This is a genomic window from Streptomyces sp. NPDC045956 (assembly GCF_056430705.1).
Map to the genome: position 1 here is coordinate 750653 of NZ_JBWKKZ010000001.1, position 22852 is coordinate 773504.

Here is a 22852-nt window from a genome sequence, read left to right on the forward strand (position 1 = left end):
CAGCCTGCCACGTACGCCGCGGCCTCCCGCAGTGGTACGTCAGTCGAACAAGGGTTCCTGCTGCCCCTCGGCGGCCTTCCGGACCCGCTTGTTCCGGGCCCCCACGACCACCGCCGTGGCCGCCGCCGTCACCGCGAACGCGGCCGGGACCATCCAGTTCCGGTTGACCGCGTGGCCGAGCGCGTGGTCCAGGGAGAGGCGACCGGGGCCCGCGACCGCGAGCCCGGCGGCCGTGAGGCCGAGGGAGGCCGCGTACTCGTAGCCGCCGGCCATGGCGAAGAAGCCGTTGGGGGCGTGCACCGCCGCCGCGCCCGCCATCGCCCCGGCCGCCGCCGCGCCCGCGGCCGGTGTGGCCAGGCCCAGCGCAAGCAGCGTCCCGCCCCCGGCCTCGGCCAGCCCTGCCGCGGCGGCACTGGCCCGGCCCGGCGCGTAGCCCATGGCCTCCATGGCCTCACCGGTGCCCGCGATGCCGCCGCCGCCGAACCAGCCGAGCAGCTTCTGCGCGCCGTGCGCGGCCAGGACACCGCCGGTGCCCAGGCGGAGCAGCAGCAGCCCCAGGTCACGCCGGTCATAACAGTTCACGTCGACTCCTCGCAGACGGCGGCTCACCTCCCCACCGTGACCCGCCCGCGCCGCGGGGGCCCGCCGCCGACGCCGTTCGGGTGGTGGGAGGGGGCTGGGCCGACCGACGGGCCGGGTGGCGGGGGTGAGGGGGCGGTGTGACGCTGCCGCCATGACGATTCAGACCACGCGACTCAGCGACCCGGCCGTCCGCGCCTTCGTCGCCGCCGTCAACGCCCACGACCGCGAGGGCTTCCTCGCGCTGCTCGCGCCGGACGCCACCATGGCCGACGACGGGAACGACCGGGACCTCGCCCAGTGGATCGACCAGGAGATCTTCTCCTCCAACGGTCACCTGGAGGTCGACAACGAGTCGAACGGCGGCCGCGCCCTCATCGCCCGCTACCGCAACGACACCTGGGGCGAGATGCGTACCCGGTGGAGCTTCACCGTGGACGAGGACGGCCGGATCGCGCGGTTCGAGACCGGGCAGGCCTGAGCCTCGGCCAGGTGATCCACGCGGCAGCCGTTCCGCCCACCGGCGTGCATCCCGCGGTCCCCCGCGGGATCCACCCCCGGCCGGTGCGGCGGAACGACTGCCGCCTCCCCCCTCGGTGTGGCCTGTGGAGCGGTACGGAAGGCCAACCCCCCAAGTGTGAAGCTCCGGTGAAGGAGAGTTGAGCATACGTCCGCCACCGGCCGCAATACCGCGGACTGCGCAATTCCGCTTGTGTGGAACCGGGCGGGCCGCGCGGCGGGCGTCGTCAGCCGCGCCCCACGTACGGCATCGCCGTCGCCATGACCGTCGCGAACTGCACGTTCGCCTCCAGCGGCAGCTCCGCCATGTGCCGCACCGTGCGCGCCACGTCGGCGACGTCCATCACCGGCTCGGGTGACGTCTCCCCGTTGGCCTGGAGCGCGCCGGTCTGCATGCCGGCCGTCATGTCGGTCGCCGCGTTGCCGATGTCGATCTGGCCGACCGCGATGCCGTAGGGCCTGCCGTCCAGGGACAGCGACTTGGTCAGGCCGGTCAGGGCGTGCTTGGTCGCGGTGTAGGCCACCGAGTGCGGACGCGGGGTGTGGGCCGAGATCGAGCCGTTGTTGATGATCCGGCCGCCCTGCGGGCTCTGCTCCTTCATCTGCCGGTACGCCGCCTGCGCGCACAGGAACGCGCCGTTCAGGTTGGTGTCCACCACGTGCCGCCACGCCTCGTAGGGCAGTTCCTCGACCGGCACCCCGCCCGGACCGAACGTCCCGGCGTTGTTGAACAGCAGGTCCAGGCGGCCGAAGCGCTCGCGCACGGCGGTGAACAGGGCCGCCACCTCCTCGGGGCGGGACACGTCGGCGCGGACGGGGAGCGCCGAGGAGCCCGCCGGCGCGAGAGCGGCCGTCTCCTCCAGGGTCTCGGGGCGTCGGCCGGCCAGGGCCACGGACCAGCCGGCCGCCAGCAGTTCGAGGGCGACCGCCCGGCCGATGCCCGATCCGGCGCCCGTGACGACGGCCGCCTTCTGCGCTCCGACGGTTTCCTCGTCGGCGGTTCTCACGGTGTTCATGACTCGGCAGCGTACGCGTGGCGGAACATCCGGAACTCATCCGTCCGACATGGGATCGCCATGTCCGCGCCAAGCCAGGGACGTCCCCGGCCCGTCGAATGCCCCATGCAACCACTTGCATGGGGAGGAACGGATGTCACCCGCGAACCACCAGGCCCAGGCCCAGTCCCAGCCCTCGTACGCCCCCGAACTCCGCGCCGCCGCCCGGAACCTGGGCCGCCGCCGCTTCCTGACCGTCACCGGCGCCGCCGCCGCGCTCGCGTTCTCCGTCAACCTGCCGGCCGCGGGCACCGCGAGCGCCGCCGAACTCGACGCGGCCCGGCTCACCGCCGACCCCTTCACGCTCGGCGTCGCCTCCGGCGACCCGCAGTCCGACTCCGTCCTGTTGTGGACGCGCCTGGCTCCCGCTCCGTACCAGGCCGACAGCGGACTGCCCGCGAAACGCGTCGACGTGAGCTGGGAACTGGCCCTGGACGAACGGTTCCGACGCGTCGTCAGAAGGGGCCGGACCACCGCCCACCCCGAGTTCCACCACACCGTGCACGTCGAGGTCGACCACCTCGCGCCCGGCCACGTCTACTACTACCGCTTCCGCGCCGGACGCTGGGTCAGCCCGGCCGGCCGCACCCGCACCGCGCCCGCCCGGCACAGCCGGGCCTCCGACCTCACCTTCGGCGTGGTCTCCTGCCAGAAGTACGACGAGGGCTACTACACCGCCTACAAGCACCTGGCCCAGGACGACGTGGACGTCGTCTTCCACCTCGGCGACTACCTCTACGAGTACGCCGTCAACGCCACCGGCGGCTCCCGCGCCTACCCCGCGGGCACCCTCCCCGGCCTCTTCAACCACGAGACGGTGACGCTGGAGGACTACCGTCTGCGGTACGCCCTGTACAAGTCGGACCCCGACCTGCGGGCCGCGCACGCCGCGCACCCGTTCATCGTCACCTGGGACGACCACGAGACCGAGAACAACTACGCCGACGGCACGCCGGAGAACAGCGTCCCGCCGGAGGAGTTCCTCATCCGCCGGGCCGCCGCCTACCGGGCCTACTGGGAGAACATGCCGCTGCGCCGCCCGCAGCTGCCCGACGGCGCGGACCTCCAGCTGTACCGCCGTCTGCACTGGGGCCGGCTCGCCCAGTTCGACGTGCTGGACACCCGTCAGTACCGCTCCGACCAGGCCTACGGCGACGGCTGGCAGTTCCCCGGCCCCGAGTCGGAAGACCCGGGCCGCACGCTGACCGGCGACGCCCAGGAGCGCTGGCTGATCAACGGCTGGCACCGGTCGGACGCCCTGTGGAACGTGGTGCCCCAGCAGGTCACCTTCTCGCAGCGGTACAACATGACCACCACGCCGTCCAAGGTCTCCATGGACTCCTGGGACGGCTACCCGGCCTCCCGCGAGCGGGTGCTGGCCGGCGCGCAGGCCGTTGGTATCGAGAACCTCATGGTCCTCACCGGCGACGTGCACGTCTCCTACGCCTTCGACATCAAGCGCGACTTCTCCGACCCGGGCTCCCGGACCGTGGGCACGGAGATCGTGACGACCTCCGTCACCAGCGGGCGCGACGGCTCGGAGAAGCCGTCCAACTGGGACACGCTCATCACCGCCAACCCGCACCTGAGGTTCTTCAACGGGCGGCGCGGCTACGCGACGGTCTCCCTCGGCCGGGAGCTGGCGCGCGCCGACTTCAAGACGGTCTCCCACGTGACGACCGAGGGCGCGCCGCTCACCACCGCCGCGTCCTTCGTGACGGAGGTGGGGGAGCAGGGGCTCAAGCCGGCGTGACCTCGCGGCCGGCGGCCACCTCGCCGGGGTCGCCGGAGTCGCCGCCCGCGTGCTCGCCCGCGTGTCCGCCCGGCAGCTCGCCGGGGTAGCGGACGCCGACGCGCTCCCGGATCGCGTCGAGCGTCCGCATCACGGCCAGTGTGCCGTCGAGCGGGACCAGCGGGGACTCGGTCTCCCCGGCGCGCAGGGCCCGCATCACCTCCTGGGCCTCGTGCTTGAGGCTGGCCCGGGGCCCGTCGGCCGGATCGGCCCGGAACTCCTCCGGGTCGCGGCCGTCGCGGTGCAGCACGAAGTGGTCCGGGAAGAAGAAGCCGTACGGGACGTCGATGCGGCCCTTGGATCCGGTGACCGAGGCGGAGTTGGGCGTACCGCCGGTGATGGAGCAGTGCACCGAAGCGAGAGCTCCGCTCTCGTAGGAGAGCAGCGCACCCGTCTGGAGATCGACGCCCTCGTCCGAGAGCACCGCTCGCGCCGCGATGTCCGACGGCTCACCCAGCAGCAGCTGCGCGAACGACACCGGGTACACCCCCAGGTCGAGCAGCGCGCCGCCGCCCTGCGCGGGGTCCCGCAGCCGGTGCGCCGGAGGGAAGGGGCCCGCCAGGCCGAAGTCCGCCTGGACGCTGCGGACCTCGCCGATCGCCCCGTCCTCCACGAGCGCCTTCAGCCGCCGCACCAGCGGATTGCAGTACATCCACATCGCTTCCATCAGGAAGCTGCCGCCCTGGCGGGCGAGCGCGACCAGTTCCCCCGCCTCGCGCGCGTTCAGCGTGAACGGCTTCTCGCACAGCACGTTCCGCCCCGCCTCCAGGCACAGGCCGGCGGCGGCCCGGTGCGAGGAGTGCGGAGTGGCGACGTACACGACGTCGACCTCCTCGTCCCGCGCCAGCGCCTCCCACCCGCCGTAGGCCCGCGGTATCCCGAAGCGCTCCGCGAACGCCTTCGCCGACGCCTCGGTCCGCGAGGCCACCGCCACGACCTCCGCGTCCGGCAGATCGACCAGATCCGCCGTGAACCTCGCCGCCATCCCGCCGGTCGCCAGAATCCCCCAGCGCACCTTCTGCCCGGTCACCGCTGACACCCTGCCCCACCCTCGCTCAGGTTGTTCGAGTCTGTTCGTTCAAGTCCGTACGAGCTGAGAGCATAGGTGCCGGATCTGCAGAAGAGGGAGGGGCACATGCCCGAGCGCGGGCCGTCCATACCGCACACGTCACCGGACACCACACCGAAGACCTCGGAGCCCGCGCGGGCGGCCGGACCGGAAACGGGGCCGGACGTCCGCGCGCTGAGCGCCACCCGCCGCACCGGCTGGCTCGTCACGCTCGTCCTCGGCGGGCTGACCGCCACGCCGCCGCTGGCGATGGACATGTACCTCCCCGCGCTCCCCGAGGTCACCCGGGCGCTGTCCGCGCCCGCCGCGACCGTCCAGCTCACGCTCACCGCCTGCCTGGCCGGCATGGCGCTGGGTCAGCTCGTGGTCGGCCCGATGAGCGACCGGTGGGGCCGCCGGCGGCCGCTGCTGTCCGGACTCGCCGTCTACGTCGTCGCCACCGCCCTGTGCGCCGTCGCGCCCACCGTCGAACTCCTCGTCGCCTTCCGGCTGGCGCAGGGACTCGCGGGCGCCGCCGCGATCGTCATCGCCCGCGCCGTCGTCCGCGACCTGTACGACGGCGTGGCGATGGCCCGCTTCTTCTCCACCCTCATGCTGATCTCCGGCGTAGCCCCCGTCGTGGCGCCGCTCATCGGCGGGCAGATCCTGCGGGTGACGGACTGGCGGGGCGTGTTCGTGGTGCTCACCGTGGTCGGGGTGGCGCTCGGCGCCGTCGTGTGGGCCAGACTGCCCGAGACGCTGCCACCGGCGCAGCGGCACGCGGGCGGGGTCCGCGACACCCTGCGCGCGATGCGCGGGCTGCTCGCCGACCGGGCCTTCACCGGCTACATGCTCGCGGGCGGCTTCGCCTTCGCCTCGCTCTTCGCCTACATCTCGGCCTCACCTTTCGTCATCCAGGAGATCTACGGCGCCTCGCCCCAGACCTTCAGCCTGCTGTTCGGCCTCAACTCGATCGGCCTGGTCGTCGTCGGGCAGGTCAACGGCAAGATCCTGGTCGGCCGGGTCCGGCTGGACCGGGTGCTGGGCCTCGGGCTCCTCATCGTCGTCGCCGCCGCGACCGCCCTGCTGCTGATGTCCCTCGGCGTCTTCGGCAAGGTCGGGCTGGTGCCGGTCGCCGCCGCGCTGTTCGTGCTGATGTCCGCGATGGGGCTCGCCCTGCCCAACACCCAGGCGCTCGCGCTGATGCGGGTCAGGACGTCCGCCGGTTCCGCCTCCGCGCTGCTCGGCACGTCCTCCTTCCTCATCGGCGCCGTCGCCTCCCCGCTCGTCGGGGTCGCGGGGGAGGACACCGCGCTCCCGATGGCCGTGGTGCAGCTGGTGGCGGCGCTGGTGGCGCTCGCCTTCTTCGTGACGATGTGCCGTCCGGCGGCCGAGCGGTCCGCCGGGCGCGCGGCCGGGGCGGCCGGTGCGTCCCATGAGGGGAGAGAGAGCTGAGCGCTCCGAGACTTCGCCACGGCACCCCGGAGCGGGCCGGGCTCGACCCCGAGCAGCTCCGCCGTGTCGTCGAGGACGTGCACGCCCTCACCGCCGGTGAGCGGCCCTGGGCGGCGGGCGCCGTCGTGGCCGTCGGACGCGGCCCCGTGCTCGCCGTCGAGGAGGCGGCGGGCTGGGCGGTGCGCTACGCCGCCCACGATCCGCGCACCGACACCGGCGTCGAGCTGCCCGCCGGCTCCCGGGTGCCGATGACCGTCGGCACGCCCTTCGACCTGGCCTCCCTGACGAAGGTGTTCACGGCGGTCGCCGCCGTGCAGCAGATCGAACGCGGCACGCTCGGCATCGACGCGGAGGTCGGCGCCTACCTGCCGGACTTCCGGGCCGCCGCCGTGCACCGCGTCACCGTACGGCAGTTGCTCACCCACACCTCCGGGCTGCGGCCCGAACTCCCGCTGTACGACTGCGCCGACGACGAGGAACGGCTGCGACGGCTGCGGGCGGAGCCGCCGGTGGGGGTGCCCGGTACGTACTGCTACTCGGACCTGAACATGCTGCTGCTCCAGCACGTCCTGGAGCGCATCACGGGGCGCACCCTCGACGTCCTGGTCAACGACGGGATCACCCGCCCGCTGGGCATGACGGCGACGCGCTTCGGGCCGTGCCCGGGCGCGGCCGCGACGGAGGACCAGCGGCGGCCGTGGGCCAAGGCGGACCGGGGGATGCTGCGGGGTGTCGTCCACGACGAGAACGCCTGGGCGCTGGGCGGGGTGGCCGGACACGCGGGCCTCTTCTCCACGGGGCGGGACCTCGCGGTCTTCTGCCGCGCGCTGCTGGCGGGGGGCTCGTACGGGCCGGCGCGCATCCTGGGGCCGGACTTCGTGGAGCTGCTGCTGACCGGGCCGGGGCTCGGGTTCGCCCTCGACCAGCCGTGGTTCATGGGCGGCCTCGCGGGGCGCGGGGCGGCCGGACACACCGGCTTCACGGGGACGATGCTGGTGCTCGACCGGGCGACGGACACCTTCGCGGTGCTCCTCGCCAACACGGTCCACCCGCGTCGCCGCCCGCCGGACAACGGGCCCCGGGCGGCGCTGGGGACACGGGTGGCCCGGGCGGTACGGGAGATCTGAGCGGACACCCGCGACGACCGGCGAAACGCCGCGGGACGCCCGCGCCCGCGTCGCCGGTCGTCCGGTGCCCGCGTCCGTCCTGTCGGTCGTCCGTCGCTCGCCGCTCCGAGGCGTCGGTGCCCGCGTTCGTCCCGTGGGTCGTCCGTCGCTCGCCGCTCCGAGGCGTCGGTGCGCGCGTCCGTCCCGCCGGTCGTCCGTCGCTCGCCGCTCCGAGGCGTCGGCGACCGCCCCGTAGAATCGCCGGGTGAACGACCCCGCCACCCCCTCCGACGCCCTGCGCGCCGCCCTCGCCGGTCTGGTCGACGGGCTGCCGCCCCGGCAGGCCGCGCAGGCCGTGGAGCGGCTGATCGCCAACTACCGCGGGGACACCCCGACCAACGCCCCGATCCTGCGGGACCGCGCGGACGTCGTCGCCTACGCCGCGTACCGGATGCCGGCCACCTTCGCGGCGGTGCGGTCGGCGCTGGAGGCGTTCGCGGAGGCCGTGCCGAAATGGGTGCCGGGCAGCCACGTCGACGTGGGCGGCGGCACCGGCGCGGCGACCTGGGCGGTCAGCTCCACCTGGGCGGGCGTGCGCCCGGTGACCGTGCTGGACTGGGCCGAACCCGCGCTCGCCCTCGGGCGGGAGATCGCCGCCGCCCGTCCGGAGCTGCGCGAGGTCCGCTGGCAGCGCTCGCGGATCGGAGCGGCGCTCACCGTGGAGAGCACCGATCTCGTCACCGTGTCCTACGTGCTCAACGAACTGACGGCGGCCGACCGCACCGCCCTCGTCGACGCCGCCGCGGGCGCCGCGCAGGCCGTCGTGATCGTCGAGGCCGGCACCCCCGACGGCTACGCCCGGGTCATCGAGGCCCGCGACCGGCTGATCTCCGCCGGCTTCCGGGTCGCCGCCCCCTGTCCGCACAGCGCCGCCTGCCCCATCGTGCCGGGCACGGACTGGTGCCACTTCGCCGCGCGGGTCAGCCGCTCCTCACTGCACCGCCAGGTCAAGGGCGGCTCCCTCGCCTACGAGGACGAGAAGTTCAGCTACGTGGCCGCCACCCGGCTCCCGGCGGCACCGGCCCCCTCCCGCGTCGTCCGGCGTCCGCAGATCCGCAAGGGGCAGGTCCTGCTCGACCTGTGCGAGCCGGACGAGCGGCTGAGCCGCCGGACGGTCACCAAGCGCCACGGCGACCTCTACAAGGCCGCCCGCGACACCGACTGGGGCGACCCCTGGCCTCCGCCGGAGGCGTGAGGCAGGGGTCGCCGAGGGGAGGGTCCGCGGGCGCGCCCGCGCATTACGACGCCTCGTCGCTCCGCTCCGTCTCCGGCTGCTGGTCCCGCCGCTCCTGGAGCTTGCGCAGCAGTTCCCGCTTCTGAGCCTGCGGGTCCAGTCCGCCGCCGATCCGGCCGCTGCGGTCGCCGCCGCGCAGGGCGTTGCGGCCGAGCTTCTGGCGGGTGCCACCGACACCCAGCATGTTTCCGGCTCCACCTCGGGACATGGGGCCCTCCTCTCTCGATGCGATACGTTGCGTCTCGTTTTCCTCAAGCATTACTCTCCGGCGAGACGAGACGTCTTGTCAACCTGATAAATTCGGGCCATGGATGTCCAGAAGTCCACCCGCGCCCCGAAGTCCACCCCCGAGCGGCCGCGCCCCGACGGCACCCGTCGCAGCCAGCGGTCCCGTCAGGCCATCTACGAGGCCGCCCTCGCGCTGGTCGCGGAGGTCGGCTACCCCAAGACCACGATCGAGGGCATCGCCGCCCGCGCCGGCGTCGGCAAGCAGACGATCTACCGCTGGTGGTCCTCGAAGGCCGACGTCCTGCTGGAGGCCTTCCTGGACCTGAGCGAGCAGGCCGCACGGGCCGCGGGCGAGGACACGTACGCCATCCCGGACACCGGGGACCTCGCCGCCGACCTCAAGGCCGTGCTGCGCGCCACCGTCGACGAACTGCGCGACCCGAGGTACGAGGCGCCCTACCGGGCCCTGGCCGCCGAGGGCGTGGTCAACGAGCAGCTCGGCAGGGACTTCCTCGCCAAGCTCCTGGAGCCCTCGCTCCAGCTCTACGTCGACCGGCTGCGCGCCGCCCAGGACTCCGGGCACCTGCGGCCGGAGGTCGACCCGCGGATCGCGCTGGAACTCTTCGTCGCCCCGCTCGCCCAGCGCTGGCTCCAGCGCAGCGGCCCCCTCTCGCACGCCTACACCGACACGCTGGTCGACTACGCGCTCCACGGCCTGGCTCCGCGCTGACCGAAGGCCGGAGCGAGAGGCCGGGCGGAAGGGCCGGACCGAAGGGCCGGACCGAAGCGTCTGACCAGGGGAGTTTGTCCCTTCCCGACCCCGAAGCGCGAAATGGTGCGACCATGAGGCATGCTGGTGCGCACGACGGCGAGGCGAGGGGATAGATGAGCGCGGAGTTCGGCGGTCGGAGCGGTCTGCAGGACAAACTCTCCCAGTGGCTGCGCGGACGCCGGCCCAAGCAGGCCGCGGAGGCCGCCGGTGACGGTGGCCGGGAGGATCTGCTGCTCGCCGCCGCCGGAGCGGGACTGCCCCTGGCGCCCGCCGCGCACCCGGCCGGCTACCGCTGCTCCTGCGACCGTGTGGGCTGTCCCACGCCCGCCCGGCACCCGGTGTCCTTCGCCTGGCAGACGCAGTCCACCACCGACCGCGCGCAGATCGAGCGCTGGGCCCGCCACCAGCCCGAGGCGAACTTCATCACCGCGACCGGCATGGTGCACGACGTCCTCGACGTCCCCCTCCAGGCCGGTCGCGAGGCGCTCGGGCGGCTGCTCGACGCCGGCATCGAGGTCGGCCCGGTCGCCGAGAGCGACGACGGCCGCATGCTGCTGTTCACCCTCACCCGCGGCACCCCCGAGGACGAGGACGAGTGGTGGCCCTGCGAGCTGGACTGCCACCCCGAGACCATGGACGAGCACCCCGGCCTGCGCTGGCACTGCCGGGGCTCCTACGTCCTCGTACCGCCCGCCCGGCTGCCCGGCGAGGACCGGACGGTGCACTGGGTGCGCGGCCCCGAGCACCCGCTGCCGGACCCGCTGACCCTGCTGGAGACCCTCACCGACGCCTGCGCCCGGCACGCCGGCGAGGTCAGCGACCACGCGGGCACGGCCTGGCCCTCCCGCCGCTGAGCACGCCCCGGCGCTACTCGCCCTTCGCCGACGTCAGCCCCTGGACCCGGCCCAGGACCGTCACCTTCGCGTCGGCCGAGCCCTCCGCCGGGGTGAGCGCGACCTCGTTGGAGACGAACTCCATCGTCAGCGACTGCCTGATCTCGCCGTCCGTCAGCGCCAGCACGTCCTTGTTCGGCGCCGGTACCGACGCGCCCTGCGCGGCGGTCCGCTTCTCGAAGTGCCGCGAGCTGAAGAACGCCAGCGCCCCGCCGTCCCGGGTACGCAGGGCCAGCGGCGCGTAGTCGCCGTTCGTCAGCGGCTCGTCGATGTACTGGGTGACCAGGCCGGGACGGATCGACCGCTTCTCGCGCAGGGTGCGCCAGGCGCTGGTGTGGACTCCGTCGGCGAAGGAGTCGCCGCCGTCCTTCAGATAGCCCGTGTAGTCCTCGCTCAGCCCGGCGGGCGGGACGGCCACGTCGGTGGAGTTCGCGGGGACGGCCTCGGCCCAGCCCTCCGCGTCGGTCTTGAACTCCGGCACCTTGCCCGGGGCGACGAGCGTCAGGTACGCCGCCTGCCAGGTCTCCTCCAGGCCGTGCCGGGTGAAGACCAGCAACCACCGTGCGCCGGAGCCCTTGTTGGCCTTGGTGTCCGCGACGAACCAGCGCGGCCAGCCGGCCTTCTTCGGGATCGTGAACTTCGCGTCCGTCAGCTCCAGCGGGGCGTGCGCGGGGTTGCCCTCGGGATGGTTGGTCCGGCCCGCCTTCAGCCGCGCCGAGTCGATGGCGGCGAGGGCGCCGGTGGTGTGGTCGGCGTCCAGGGAGGCGTCGTACGCCTTGTCGGCCGCGTTGTACGCGGCGGTGAACTCCTGGAGCGCCTTCGCGGCCTCGGCCCGGGTGGCCGACGGGAGCACCTCGCGCTCGCCGTGCACCACCACGCATCCGCTCGCCGTCAACGACAAAGCGGTCGCCGAGGCCGCTATCAGCGCGCTCCGGTCAAGCCTGCGGGGCCTGCGAGGGCCGCGATCCCTGCTCATCAGGTTCTTCACCTTCCCCTTCCCGGAGGCGAACCCTACCGGGACGGACGGGCGCCCGAACGGCGGGACCGGGTACAGCGGCCACACCGTGACCTCGGGTCAGGACTCGCGCCGCGGGACGACCAGCAGGGCCTCCGTGCGCGGGTGCGGCACCACCTCCACCGGCTGCTCGTAGACCTCGGACAGCAGCCCTTCGGCGAGGACCCGTGCCGGTGGCCCGTCGGCCGCGATCCGGCCCCGGCGCAGCAGCGCGATCCGGTCCGCGTAGGCCGCCGCCAGGGAGAGGTCGTGCAGGACGACGACCACCGCGTCCCCGGCCCGCGCCCGTTCCCGGCACAGCCGCAGCACCAGTTCCTGGTGGCGCAGGTCCAGTGCCGCCGTGGGTTCGTCGAACAGCAGCAGCGGAGCGCGTTGCGCGAGCACCCGGGCGAGCGCGACCCGGGCCCGTTCGCCGCCGCTCAGCGCCGAGAAGGGCCGGCCGGCGAAGGCGGTCACCTCCGTGCGCGCCATCGCCTCGGCCACGGCCGCGTCGTCCTCGGCGGCCAGGTCGGTGCCGGCCCAGGGCGCGCGGCCCATCCGGACCACGTCCTCCACCGGGAACGGGAACGACAGCGACGCCGACTGGGGCAGCACGGCCCGGCGCAGGGCCAGTTCGGGGGCGGACCAGCGGGCCACCGGCCGGCCGTGGACGCGGACGACCCCCTCGGCGACCGGCACGTCGGCCGCCAGGGCGCCCAACAGGGTGGACTTCCCGGCCCCGTTGGGTCCGGCCAGGGCCAGCACCTCGCCCGCGCGGACGCCGACGTCCACACCGTCCAGGACCGGCCGCCCGCCGAGGTGGACGCGAACGCCCTCGGCCTCGGCGAGGACCTGGCCCGGCGCGGCTCCGGGCGGCGGCACCGGACGGGACGGTACGAGGCGCAGCCACCGCCCGGCGCCAGCGGACTTCGTGCCCCTCATGCCCAACCCCCTTGCCTGCGCCGGGTGCGGCGCAGCAGCCAGAAGAAGAACGGGCTGCCCAGCAGCGCCGTCAGCACCCCGAGCGGCAGTTCGGCGGGGACCGCCACGGTACGGGCCGCCAGGTCGGCGGCGAGCAGCACCAGCGCGCCGAGCAGCGCGCTGCCCGGGATCAGGAACCGGTGTCCGGGACCCGCCACCATCCGCAGCAGGTGCGGCACGACGAGCCCGACGAAACCGACGACCCCGGCCACGCTCACGGCCGCCGCGGTCAGCAGCGCGATCACCAGCACCAGTACGATCCGCAGCCGCTCCACGTCCACGCCCAGGTGGCGCGCCGGGCGTTCACCGAGCGCGAGGAGGTCGAGCCGGCGGGCGTACAGCGGGGCGAGCCCCAGGCCGAGTGCCGCGCACGGCAGGACCGCCAGCACCTTCGGCCAGGTCGCCTGGGCCAGCGAGCCCAACTGCCAGAAGGTGATCTGGTTGACCGCCGCGGTGTCCGCGAAGAACAGGAACAGGCCGATCAGGGCCCCCGCGAAGGCGTTCACCGCGATGCCGGTGAGGATCAGCGTGACGACCTCGGTACGGCCGCCCGAGCGGGACATGGCGTACACCACCAGGACGGTGACCAGGCCGGCGGCGAAGGCGAAGACGGAGACCGTCCAGTTGCCGAGGAAGTCCAGGCCGAACGCGATGGCGGCGACCGCGCCTACCGCCGCGCCCGACGAGACGCCGATGACACCGGGTTCGGCGAGCGGGTTGCCGAACACGCCCTGCATCAGCGCGCCCGCGCAGCCGAGCGAGGCGCCGACGAGCAGGGCGAGCACGATCCGCGGGAACCGCACGTTCCACAGCACCGACTCGGCCACCCGGTCCAGTTCCGTACCGCCGAGCCCGGCTCGGTGCAGCAGCGACCCGAGGACGTCGCCGACCGGGACCGGGTAGGCGCCGGTGCCGGCCGCGACCGGCACCAGAACCAGCAGACCGGCGGTCAGGGCGGCGGTCAGCAGCCAGGCGGTGGTGCGGGGGCGGCGCGGCGGGGGAGGGGCGACCGGAGCCGCGGGGCGGTCCGTCTTGTCCAGTACGGTCATCCGGCGTCGCCGCCCTCGCCGTACAGCTGGGCCACGACCGACTTCAGCACCTGGTCGGTGCGCGGGCCGTAGTTGAGGAGCACGCCGTCCTCGACCGAGACGATCCGGCGGTCCAGGCCGGCCGGGGTCTGGGCCACGCCGGGGAGTCCGGCCAGTCCGTCGACGCCGCCGACCGAGTCGAGTCCCTTGCTCATGACGAGGATCGCGTCGGGCGCGGCCTTCACGAGCGCCTCGCTGGTGAGGGGGGTGAAGTCCTTGCCCAGGCCGGAGGCCGCCCCGGCGTCCACCCCGCCGGCCGCCTCGATCAGCGAGCCGGCGCCGGAGTCCGCGCCGCCGATGAGGTAGACCGAGGCCGAACCGCGCAGGTACAGGAAGGCGACCCGGGGCGCGGCGCCCTTCGAGGAGGTGTCCGGGACACCCTCGCGTACGGCCGCGATCCGCTCCTCGGAGCGCAGGGTCAGTTCCTCCCCGGCCGCCGGTACGCCGAACGCGCCGGCGACCGCCCGGATGCGCGGGCCCACGTCGTCCAGGCCCTTGGCGGCCGCCACGGACAGCACCGGGACGCCGGCTGCGCGGATCTGGTCCACGGCCTCCACCGGGCCGGTGGTGGTCTCGGCGATCACCAGGTCGGGCCGCAGGGACAGCACGCTCTCGGCGGAGACGTCGTGGCCCCGGGTGACGACGGGAAGTCCCGCCGCCTGCTCGAAGGTGGCGGTGACATCGCGGGCGACGACCCGGTCGCCGAGGCCGAGGGTGAAGACGATCTCGCTGAGACTGCCGGACAGGGGCACCACACGCTCGGCGCGTTCCACCGTCACCCGCTCGCCGTCGGCGGAGCGGACGGTCACCGGGAGCTTCGGCTCGGGTCTCGTCGCGAGCGGCTCGACCCGGTCGGCGACGGCCTCCTCCTGCTTGGCCGCCCCCTGTTCGCCACCGGCGCCGGAAGCGGCTTCCGAGGAGCCTCCGCATCCGGTCGTGGCCAAGGAGAGGGCGAGCACGGACAGCAGTGCTCCCGCCAGTCGGTTCCGCAAGCGTCGCACGGGGTGTCCGTTCCTTTCGTCGGCCGTCACCGTCGGTCGGCTAGAGCTTAGGTTAGCCTTACCTTTGTTCGCTACCGGCCCCCCGATCCGGAGGACTTCGCATGCCCGCCCGTCTTCGCGCCCTGGTCACCGTGGTGTGCGCGGCCCTCCTCGGCGTCCTGCTGCCCGCTGCCGCCGCACACGCCGAGAGCCGGACCGTGCAGGGCGGCCGGCTCGACTGGGGCGTCAAGTCGTCGTTCCAGAGCTACGTCACCGGGCCGGTCGCGCAGGGCAGTTACTCCCTGACGGGAGGAGCGGCCACCGTCGGCGGGAGCGCTTTCCGCTTCCACTCGGCGGCCGGCAGCTACGACGGCGGCACGGGTGCCTTCCGGGCCGCCTTCTCCGGCGGTGTCCGCTTCCTCGGCCACCCCACCGGCGGCGGCGCCCACCAGCTCGACCTCACCGTCAGCCGTCCCACCGTGAGCATCTCCGGCGCCACCGGCACGCTCTCCGTGGACGTCGTGAGCAAGGCGAAGGGCACCGGGGCGGTCACGACGTCCCGTCAGGTGCCCTTCGCCTCCCTCTCCCTCGGCGGCATCGACATGCGCGGCGGCGGCAGCACCGTCGCGCTCGCCCAGGTGCCCGCCACCCTCACCGCCGAGGGCGCCCGGTCCTTCGCCGGCTACTACACCGCCGGCACCGCCCTGGACCCGGTGAGCCTGTCGGTCGACGTACGGGCGGCGGCGAGGCAGCAGGAGCGGCAGCCGGAGAAGGAGCGGGAGAAGCAGCCGTCCGCCGCGCCGACCCCGTCCCCGAAGCGGCAGCAGTCCGCCGACGGTGCCATCGAGGACGGCGCCGTCGACTGGGGTGTGCGCCGCACCTTCCGCGAGTACGTCACCGGCGACATCGCCGACGGCGGGTGGGCCCTCACCGCGGGAGCCCAGGACGGCGGCGCCCTCTTCCGCTTCCCCGGCGGCGAGGGGACGTACGAGGGCGGCGACCTCACCGCCGCCTTCGAGGGCACGGTGCGCTTCACCGGCGCGCACGGCCTCGACCTCCGGCTCGGCGGCGTACGGGCCCGCGTCGAGGACGGCAGGGGCACGCTCTACGCCGACGTGGACAGCCCCCGCCTCAAGGCCGAGAACGTCCCCCTGGTCACCTTCACCGCCGGGAACCCGAAGCCGGCCGACGGCCTGGTCCGCATCACCGAGGCCCCCGCGAAGCTCACCGCGCGCGGCGCCGAGGCCTTCGGCGGCATGTACCGGGCGGGCACCGCGATGGACCCCGTCTCCCTGGCCGTCGCCCTCACCGCCGACGCGAAGCTGCCCGCCCTGCCCGACCTGGGCAGCGACCCCACGCCGAGCGCGAGCCCGCAACGGGAGCAGGCGCGGCAGGAGGCGCCCGAGGCGTCGACGCGACCCGTCGCCAGCTCCGCGGACGACGGTGACTTCCCCGTCCTGCCCGTCACCCTCACGGCCGGAGCCGTGCTGCTGGCGGCCGCGGCCCTCGTGGCCCTCGCCGTCCGCAGGCGCCGCACCCGGCCCGCGGCGTCCCCCTCCGATCAGGGCTGAACCTCCGGACCGTTCCGCCCTGCGGACCGTTCCGCCCTGCGGACCGTTCCGCCCTGCGGACCGTTCCGCCCTGCGGACCGTTCCGCCCTCCGGACCGTTCCGCCCTCCGGACCGTTCCGCCCTCCGGACCGTTCCGCCCCCCGGGCCGTTCCGCGCCCCTGGGCCGTTCCCCCGGACCATTCCGCCCCGACCGGCGGACCCACCACGCAAGGAGAACCGAGCCATGCCCGTCAGACGACGCCGCTCCACCACCCTCGCCGCCGCCGTGGCGACCGCCGCCGCGCTCGGCGCCACCGCTCTCGCCGGCCTCGGCGCCACCACCGCCTCCGCGGCCGAGCGCCCCCTCACCGGCTACGAACTGACCTGGGGCATCAAGCAGTCGTACCGCACCTACGTCGGCATGTTCGGCGGCTTCACCCCGTCCGGGGGCGCCTCCCAGGACGCCGGCAACGGCGCGTTCACCTTCGTGGACGGCACCGGCACCTACGACGGCTCGGGTCACACCGTCGACCTCGCCTTCAAGGGCGGCCTGGTGAGCAAGTCCGCCGCCCACGGCTTCGAGATCACCTTCAGCGACGTGCGCTTCGACAGCAAGGCCGGCGAGGTCACCGCCGACCTGAAGAAGGTCGACACCTCCCAGGGCGCACCCAGGATCACCGAGGGCGACGACGTTCCGCTCGCCACCGTCGCCGTCACCCGCGAGATGACCGGCATGGCGACCACGCTCACCGCCGAGGCGGGGGAGTACCTCGGCAGCGCGTCCTACGCGGGCGCGGCCGGCGACCCGCTGACGGTGGTGAAGAAGGCGGCGCCGGAGCCCGGCCCCACCCCCACCACCAGCGCCCCCGCCACCGGACCCTCCCCGAGCGCGTCGCAGACGCAGACCACGGAGCCCGAGCCGTCGGCCACGCAGAGTTCGACCGCCGCGCCCTCCCCGACCGCGACCGCCGGCGCCTCCGTCTCCCCTTCCGCCACCGCCACCGCCACCGCCACCGCCTCGGCCACCGCGACCCGGGCCCCCGCCCGGGGCGCCATAGCCGACGGCACCCTCGGCTGGGGGGTGAAGGAGTCCTTCCGCGCGTACGTCGTCGGGAACATCGCCAAGGGCCGGGTCACCGCCTCGGGCGGTGCCACCCAGGCGAGCGCAAACGGCGCCTTCGCCTTCACGGACGCCACCGGCACCTACGACACGGACGCCGGCACGCTCACCGCGTCCTTCCGGGGCGCGGTGAACTTCCGGGGCCACGAGTCGAACGGCGCGTACGGCCTCGACCTGACCCTGAGCAACCTGAAGGCCACCCTCGACGGCGGCACCGGTGAGCTGACCGCCGACGTGGACAGCCTGGGCACGCGGACCGAGGACGTGGTACTGGCGGACCTCACGGCCCGGTCCGCCGACCTGACCGCGCGGGACGACGTCATCACCGTCGACGGTGTCGCCGCCACCCTCACCGGGGCCGGCGCGAAGGTCTTCGGCAACTACCCGGCCGGCACCGCGCTCGACCCCGTCGACCTCTCGGTGGCGCTCAGCGAGGACGCCCAGCTGCCCGGTGGCGGCACGGGAACGTCCGGCGGCGCGGGTGGCGCGGGTGGCACGGGAACGTCCGGCGGCACCGGCGGTTCGGCCACCACCGGCGGCTCCACCGTCGGCGGCACCGGCTCCACCGTCGGCGGCGCGGGCTCGGCCACGGGCGGCCTGACCGGCGGCGGCAGCCTGGCCTCCACCGGCTCGGACCTTCCGGGCCCGGCGCTGGGTGCGGCGGCCGGTGTCGCGGTCGCCCTCGGCGCGGGCGCGGTGTTCGCCGCACGCAAGCGGAGGTCGCGGACGTGAGCGGCAGTCGCGGGCCCGAGCGGCGGTAGCGGGCAGGAGGCCGGCGCTCCCGGGCGGGACCCCCGTCCGGGTGCCGCTGCTCGGCCCCGCCGGGACGCCTGCCCGGGGCCCCGCCCGAGACATCCCCGCTGTCCACGCGATGTTTGAATGCCCCGGTGACTGACTACGACGTACTGCGCGTCTTCTGCGCGCCGAACGGCGGCTACGGCAACGAACTCGGCGTCGTCCGGGACGGCTCCGTGCTGCCGGACCCCGCGGAGCGGCAGCGGCTGGCCGCCGAACTCGGCTTCAGCGAGACCGTGTTCGTCGACGACCCCGAGCGCGGTGTCATCGACATCTACACGCCCGCCCTGCGCCTGCCGTTCGCCGGGCACCCCTGCGTCGGCACGGCCTGGCTGCTCGACGTCCCCGAGATCGTCACCCCGGCCGGGGTGGTGGGCGTCCGGCTGGACGGCGAGTTCAGCTGGATCGAGGCCCGCCCCGAGTGGGCACCGCCGCGGACCCTGCGCCAGTACGCCGGGGTCGCCGAGGTCGAGGACCTGCCGGTGCCGGCCGCCGGGGAGTGGGTCTACGCCTGGGCGTGGGAGGACGAGCCGGCGGGACGCGTGCGGGCCCGCGCCTTCCCGGGGCGCGACGACGGCATCGACGAGGACGAGGCGACCGGCGCGGCGGCCCTGCTGCTGACCGAGCGGCTGGGCCGCGCCCTCAACATCACTCAGGGCGCGGGCTCGCAGATCCTCACGGCCCCCCAGCCCGAGGGATGGGTCGAGATCGGCGGCCGGGTGCGCCTGGAGCGGTGAAGGCTGCCCGGCCACGCACCTCCGTACGGGTGGAACAGCGTGTGCGCGCGACCGCCAGGGGTTACCTCTGGGCGTGACCGCTCAGTTCCCCGCGAGAGGAAACCCATGCGCATCCGTTCCGCCTTCGCCACGGTCCTGCTGACCGCCGCCATGACCGCCGGCGGCGTGGCGACCGCCACCGCCTTCGACGGCTCGCAGCACGGCCCGCTGCACGGTGACGAGGACGCCACCTGCAGCCCGTACTTCGGCGCCATCACCACGGACAGCACGGGCGACCTCTACTTCGGCGGCATCAACTGCCGCAGCGACGACTACGACATCGACAACTGAGGTCGGCACGTCGTGGCAGACCGGTCCCCCTCGGCCGACGGCCGAGGGGGACCGGGGCGTGCACGCGGGCACGGGCCGCTCACGCGGAGAGCGGGAACTCCTCGCCCAGCCCCCGGAAGACCGCCGTGTTCAGCGCGAAGGCGCGCCTGCACTCGGCGACGACCCGCTGCTTCTCCAGGTCGTCCGCGCGGATGCCGTCCAGCAGCTCCCGGTACTCGCGCTTGAAGGCGGCCGGGTTGGTTATCTCCTCGAAGACGTAGAAGCGGACTCCGTCGCCCTTCTTGGCGAAGCCCCAGGTCCGCTCCGCCCGGTCCCGGATGATCTGGCCGCCGGAGAGGTCGCCGAGGTAGCGCGTGTAGTGATGGGCCACGTACCCCGCCGGCCACTCCTCGGCGCACTCGCGCACCCGGGCCGCGTACGCCTCCGTGGCGGGCAGGGCGGTCAGGCCCGCACGCCACCCCGGGCCGCGCAGGTGCGCGAGGTCCCGCTCCAGGGAGTCCAGCCGCATCAGCTCCGGCCGCACGAACGGCCCGGCCACCGGGTCCGCCGCCAGCCGGCCGGCCGCCGCCTCCAGCGCCTCGTACACGAACCACAGCTGCTCGGTGTAGCGCGCGTACGCGTCGACGCCGAGCCGCCCGCCCAGCAGGTCGCTCATGAAGGTCGAGGTCTCGGCCTCCACGTGCTGCTCGTGGGAGGCGGTGCGGATGAGCGTCGAGAAAGAGTCCATGGGGCCGATCTTCCATGGTTAGGCTTACCTAAGTCAATGGGTTTCCGACGACCTGTCGGCAAAAGCGTACCGGGACGCGCGACGGCCCGCCCTCCGAGGAGAGCGGGCCGGGAGGCGGGTGCGCGGCGGTCGGCTACGGAAGGGTCAGGATCTCCGCGCCCGAGTCCGTGACCACCAGCGTGTGCTCGAACTGCGCGGTCCGCCTGCGGTCCCGGGTCACGACCGTCCAGCCGTCGTCCCACATGTCGTACTCGTGCGTCCCGAGCGTCAGCATCGGCTCGATCGTGAAGGTCATCCCGGGCTGGATGACGGTCGTCGCGTGCGGGCTGTCGTAGTGCGGCACGATGAGCCCGGAGTGGAACGCCGTGCTGATCCCGTGACCGGTGAAGTCCCGCACCACCCCGTACCCGAACCGCTTCGCGTACGACTCGATGACCCGGCCGATGATGTTGATCTGCCGGCCCGGCCGGACCGCCTTGATCGCGCGGGCCAGGGACTCGCGGGTCCGCTCGACCAGCAGCCGGCTCTCCTCGTCCACGTCGCCGACCAGGTAGGTCGCGTTGTTGTCGCCGTGCACGCCGCCGATGTACGCCGTCACGTCGAGGTTGACGATGTCGCCGTCGCGCAGCACCGTCGAGTCCGGGATGCCGTGGCAGATGACCTCGTTGACGGAGCTGCACAGGGACTTCGGGAAGCCGCGGTAGCCGAGCGTCGAGGGGTAGGCGCCGTGGTCGCACATGAACTCGTGCGCGACCCGGTCCAGCTCGTCCGTCGTCACGCCGGGCGCGATGAGCTTCGCGGCCTCCTCCATCGCGCGCGCCGCGATCCGGCCGGCCACGCGCATCGCCTCGATCGTCTCGGGCGTCTGCACCTCCGGTCCGGTGTACGGCGACGGCGCGGGTTTGCCGACGTACTCGGGCCGGCGGATGTTTCCGGGTACGGAACGGGTGGGAGACAGCTCCCCTGGTACGAGCAGCGACTGGCCAGACATGTCAGCGAGTCTAACCAGCGGGCATAAGAGAGCATGTCCCTGGCGAAAGGAGCCGGTCATGGCCCTGTTCAAGAAGCGCACGGTCGGAAAACCGGGCGAGTGGTACTACTGCCTGGAGCACAAGAAGGTCGAGGAAGGCCCCGACTGCCCGGCCAAGAACCGCTTCGGGCCGTACGCCTCCCGCACGGAGGCCGAACACGCGATGCAGACCGCCCGCGAGCGCAACCTCGAGTGGGAGAACGACCCGAAGTGGCACGACGCCTCCGCGGGCCGCTCGGACGAGGACTGAACGAGGCCCGGCCGCCCCACCCCGCCTCCGTCACCAGCGTGACGGAGGCGGGGCCGTCAGGTGGTCCGCCAGACGGGAGAGGCGGTCACGGAAGCGGCGGCGGCCCCGGGGCGGCGGTACCGCGTTCTCCCCGGCCGCCGCGCTGACCAGGTGCTGCACCGTGTCCAGGTCCAGCTCCGCCCCGTCCGGCACGGTCAGCGCCTCGTGCGCCATGGCCGTCAGCTCCCGCTCGCCCGTGTCCAGCGCCAGTACCGTCGCCCCGGCCCGGCGGGCGTCGTGCACCCCCTCCAGGAGCGGCGCGCCGGGATCGTCCGGCGCCACCACGAGCAGCGTCTCCCCGCGCCGGGCCGCCGCCAGCCGCCCCAGCCCGACCGCGAGGTGCGCCGGGTCCGAGGGACGGGCGCCGTGCCGGACGAGCGTGGGGGCCAGCTCCGGCGTCCCCGACCAGGCGGCCTCGTCCACCAGGTGCGCCGCCAGGTGCCAGGGCTCGTACCCGGCGGTGCCCACCAGCAGCAGCCCGCCCCCGTGCGGCACGACCGAGTTCCGCAGCGCCCCCGCGAACCTCCGGGTGGCCCCCAGCCACTCGGTCCCGGCGAGCACTTCCCGCAGCAACGCGACCCGTACGGCGTCCATGGGCCCGCATCCTGCCGCAACCCGCCCCGCGCGCACCGGCGTTCGGCCCGCATTCGCCCGACCCGGGGACGACCCGGGGACGGGCCGCGGGCGATCCGGGGACGGCCTGCGGGCGATCCGGGGACGGGCCCTGTTCCCGGCCGGACCCGACCCCGGCCGGGGGCGGGCGGGACGTAGGGTCGGCCCATGACCTCTACCGACAGTGCTGCACAGAAGGCCCCCGCCAAGGACCCCTGGGACCTGCCCGACGTATCCGGGCTGGTCGTCGGCGTGCTCGGCGGCACCGGCCCCCAGGGCAAGGGCCTCGCCCACCGCCTCGCCAGGGCCGGCCAGAAGGTGATCGTCGGCTCCCGCGCCGCCGAGCGCGCCGAGGCCGCCGCCGAGGAGATCGGCCACGGCGTCGAGGGCGCCGACAACGCCGACACCGCCCGCCGCAGCGACATCGTGATCGTCGCCGTGCCCTGGGACGGCCACGGCAAGACCCTGGAGTCCCTGCGCGCGGAACTGGCCGGCAAGCTCGTCGTCGACTGCGTCAACCCGCTGGGCTTCGACAAGAAGGGCGCCTACGCGCTCAAGCCCGAGGAGGGCAGCGCCGCCGAGCAGGCCGCCGCCCTGCTGCCGGACAGCCGCGTCACCGCCGCCTTCCACCACCTCTCGGCGGTGCTCCTCCAGGACCCGGAGATCGAGGAGATCGACACCGACGTCATGGTGCTCGGCGAGGAGCGGGCCGACGTGGAGATCGTGCAGGCCCTCGCCGGCCGCATCCCCGGCATGCGCGGCGTCTTCGCCGGCCGGCTCCGCAACGCCCACCAGGTCGAGTCGCTGGTCGCCAACCTGATCTCCGTCAACCGCCGCTACAAGGCACACGCCGGGCTCCGCGTCACGGACGTGTGAGG

24 protein-coding genes are annotated in these 22852 nt (G+C 74.2%); 13 read left to right on the plus strand and 11 right to left on the minus strand.

Annotation, left to right across the window (positions count from 1 at the left end):
* Positions 1-39 precede the first annotated feature (39 nt).
* Complete coding sequence (locus AC07FV_RS03295; RefSeq protein ID WP_479084277.1) at positions 40-582, minus strand: DoxX family protein; 543 nt, start codon at positions 580-582, stop codon at positions 40-42.
* Positions 583-733: 151 nt separating this feature from the next.
* On the opposite strand from AC07FV_RS03295, the gene AC07FV_RS03300 reads away from it, so the two are divergent.
* A complete protein-coding gene (locus tag AC07FV_RS03300; RefSeq protein WP_391967787.1) occupies positions 734-1060 on the plus strand; it encodes a nuclear transport factor 2 family protein in 327 nt (108 codons plus the stop codon).
* Positions 1061-1325: 265 nt separating this feature from the next.
* Here AC07FV_RS03300 and AC07FV_RS03305 read toward each other — a convergent pair whose 3' ends face one another.
* Entirely contained in the window at positions 1326-2114 is a 789-nt protein-coding gene (locus tag AC07FV_RS03305; RefSeq protein ID WP_479084278.1) for an SDR family oxidoreductase, read from the minus strand.
* A 133-nt stretch (positions 2115-2247) separates the two neighbouring features.
* On the opposite strand from AC07FV_RS03305, the gene AC07FV_RS03310 reads away from it, so the two are divergent.
* Positions 2248-3906 (plus strand): alkaline phosphatase D family protein, encoded by a 1659-nt coding sequence (locus AC07FV_RS03310; RefSeq protein ID WP_479084279.1) that lies wholly within the window; start codon positions 2248-2250, stop codon positions 3904-3906.
* Here AC07FV_RS03310 and AC07FV_RS03315 read toward each other — a convergent pair.
* Positions 3893-4975 carry a Gfo/Idh/MocA family protein gene (locus AC07FV_RS03315; RefSeq protein WP_479084281.1) on the minus strand — a complete coding sequence of 361 codons (1083 nt, stop codon included), beginning with the start codon at positions 4973-4975 and terminating at the stop codon, positions 3893-3895. The two genes, AC07FV_RS03310 and AC07FV_RS03315, sit on opposite strands and share 14 nt — an antisense overlap.
* A gap of 105 nt (positions 4976-5080) precedes the next feature.
* On the opposite strand from AC07FV_RS03315, the gene AC07FV_RS03320 reads away from it, so the two are divergent.
* The 3 genes from AC07FV_RS03320 to AC07FV_RS03330 all read left to right on the plus strand — a co-directional run bounded on the left by AC07FV_RS03320 (position 5081) and on the right by AC07FV_RS03330 (position 8809).
* Positions 5081-6448 carry a multidrug effflux MFS transporter gene (locus tag AC07FV_RS03320; RefSeq protein WP_479084283.1) on the plus strand — a complete coding sequence of 456 codons (1368 nt, stop codon included), beginning with the start codon at positions 5081-5083 and terminating at the stop codon, positions 6446-6448.
* Between the two features lie 77 nt (positions 6449-6525).
* Positions 6526-7575: a serine hydrolase domain-containing protein gene (locus AC07FV_RS03325; RefSeq protein WP_479084284.1), complete on the plus strand. Its 1050-nt coding sequence runs from the start codon at positions 6526-6528 to the stop codon at positions 7573-7575.
* Between the two features lie 244 nt (positions 7576-7819).
* The gene (locus tag AC07FV_RS03330) at positions 7820-8809 is read left to right on the plus strand and encodes a small ribosomal subunit Rsm22 family protein (RefSeq protein WP_479084285.1); all 990 of its coding nucleotides are present in this window, start codon (positions 7820-7822) and stop codon (positions 8807-8809) included.
* 43 nt (positions 8810-8852) lie between these two features.
* Here AC07FV_RS03330 and AC07FV_RS03335 read toward each other — a convergent pair whose 3' ends face one another.
* Positions 8853-9056 carry a DUF6243 family protein gene (locus AC07FV_RS03335; protein WP_384698874.1) on the minus strand — a complete coding sequence of 68 codons (204 nt, stop codon included), beginning with the start codon at positions 9054-9056 and terminating at the stop codon, positions 8853-8855.
* 99 nt (positions 9057-9155) lie between these two features.
* On the opposite strand from AC07FV_RS03335, the gene AC07FV_RS03340 reads away from it, so the two are divergent.
* Both AC07FV_RS03340 and AC07FV_RS03345 read left to right on the plus strand, forming a co-directional pair.
* Positions 9156-9806: a TetR/AcrR family transcriptional regulator gene (locus tag AC07FV_RS03340; protein WP_479084286.1), complete on the plus strand. Its 651-nt coding sequence runs from the start codon at positions 9156-9158 to the stop codon at positions 9804-9806.
* Between the two features lie 155 nt (positions 9807-9961).
* Positions 9962-10702, plus strand: a complete 741-nt coding sequence (locus AC07FV_RS03345; protein WP_479084287.1) for a bifunctional DNA primase/polymerase — start codon at positions 9962-9964, stop codon at positions 10700-10702.
* Between the two features lie 13 nt (positions 10703-10715).
* Here AC07FV_RS03345 and AC07FV_RS03350 read toward each other — a convergent pair whose 3' ends face one another.
* The 4 genes from AC07FV_RS03350 to AC07FV_RS03365 form a co-directional block, all read right to left on the minus strand.
* The gene (locus tag AC07FV_RS03350; RefSeq protein ID WP_479084289.1) at positions 10716-11717 is read right to left on the minus strand and encodes an SCO2278 family lipoprotein; all 1002 of its coding nucleotides are present in this window, start codon (positions 11715-11717) and stop codon (positions 10716-10718) included.
* A 99-nt stretch (positions 11718-11816) separates the two neighbouring features.
* Positions 11817-12677 carry a heme ABC transporter ATP-binding protein gene (locus AC07FV_RS03355; RefSeq protein WP_479084290.1) on the minus strand — a complete coding sequence of 287 codons (861 nt, stop codon included), beginning with the start codon at positions 12675-12677 and terminating at the stop codon, positions 11817-11819.
* Entirely contained in the window at positions 12674-13765 is a 1092-nt protein-coding gene (locus AC07FV_RS03360; RefSeq protein ID WP_479084292.1) for a FecCD family ABC transporter permease, read from the minus strand. Before AC07FV_RS03360 ends, AC07FV_RS03355 begins: the two co-directional genes overlap by 4 nt.
* Positions 13762-14805, minus strand: coding sequence for a heme/hemin ABC transporter substrate-binding protein (locus AC07FV_RS03365; protein WP_479084293.1), 1044 nt, complete (start codon positions 14803-14805; stop codon positions 13762-13764). The genes AC07FV_RS03360 and AC07FV_RS03365 overlap by 4 nt, the downstream gene beginning before the upstream one ends.
* 101 nt (positions 14806-14906) lie before the next feature.
* Here AC07FV_RS03365 and AC07FV_RS03370 point away from each other — a divergent pair, with 101 nt between their 5' ends.
* The 4 genes from AC07FV_RS03370 to AC07FV_RS03385 all read left to right on the plus strand — a co-directional run bounded on the left by AC07FV_RS03370 (position 14907) and on the right by AC07FV_RS03385 (position 19316).
* Positions 14907-16355 carry an HtaA domain-containing protein gene (locus AC07FV_RS03370; protein ID WP_479084295.1) on the plus strand — a complete coding sequence of 483 codons (1449 nt, stop codon included), beginning with the start codon at positions 14907-14909 and terminating at the stop codon, positions 16353-16355.
* Between the two features lie 223 nt (positions 16356-16578).
* Positions 16579-18186, plus strand: a complete 1608-nt coding sequence (locus AC07FV_RS03375) for an HtaA domain-containing protein (RefSeq protein WP_479084296.1) — start codon at positions 16579-16581, stop codon at positions 18184-18186.
* A gap of 155 nt (positions 18187-18341) precedes the next feature.
* A complete protein-coding gene (locus AC07FV_RS03380) occupies positions 18342-18986 on the plus strand; it encodes a PhzF family phenazine biosynthesis protein (RefSeq protein ID WP_384698859.1) in 645 nt (214 codons plus the stop codon).
* A gap of 105 nt (positions 18987-19091) precedes the next feature.
* On the plus strand, positions 19092-19316 hold the full coding sequence (locus AC07FV_RS03385) for a hypothetical protein (RefSeq protein WP_479084298.1): 225 nt from the start codon (positions 19092-19094) through the stop codon (positions 19314-19316).
* A 79-nt stretch (positions 19317-19395) separates the two neighbouring features.
* Here the strand turns inward: AC07FV_RS03385 and AC07FV_RS03390 are convergent, their stop codons facing one another.
* Both AC07FV_RS03390 and map read right to left on the minus strand, forming a co-directional pair.
* The gene (locus tag AC07FV_RS03390; RefSeq protein ID WP_479084300.1) at positions 19396-20043 is read right to left on the minus strand and encodes a biliverdin-producing heme oxygenase; all 648 of its coding nucleotides are present in this window, start codon (positions 20041-20043) and stop codon (positions 19396-19398) included.
* Positions 20044-20176: 133 nt separating this feature from the next.
* Complete coding sequence (map, locus tag AC07FV_RS03395) at positions 20177-21034, minus strand: type I methionyl aminopeptidase (RefSeq protein WP_383648427.1); 858 nt, start codon at positions 21032-21034, stop codon at positions 20177-20179.
* 58 nt (positions 21035-21092) lie between these two features.
* Here map and AC07FV_RS03400 point away from each other — a divergent pair, with 58 nt between their 5' ends.
* A complete protein-coding gene (locus AC07FV_RS03400; protein WP_479084302.1) occupies positions 21093-21323 on the plus strand; it encodes a hypothetical protein in 231 nt (76 codons plus the stop codon).
* A 30-nt stretch (positions 21324-21353) separates the two neighbouring features.
* Here the strand turns inward: AC07FV_RS03400 and AC07FV_RS03405 are convergent, their stop codons facing one another.
* Complete coding sequence (locus AC07FV_RS03405; RefSeq protein ID WP_479084303.1) at positions 21354-21956, minus strand: hypothetical protein; 603 nt, start codon at positions 21954-21956, stop codon at positions 21354-21356.
* Positions 21957-22142: 186 nt separating this feature from the next.
* On the opposite strand from AC07FV_RS03405, the gene npdG reads away from it, so the two are divergent.
* Entirely contained in the window at positions 22143-22850 is a 708-nt protein-coding gene (gene npdG, locus AC07FV_RS03410; protein ID WP_479084304.1) for an NADPH-dependent F420 reductase, read from the plus strand.
* Positions 22851-22852 lie beyond the last annotated feature (2 nt).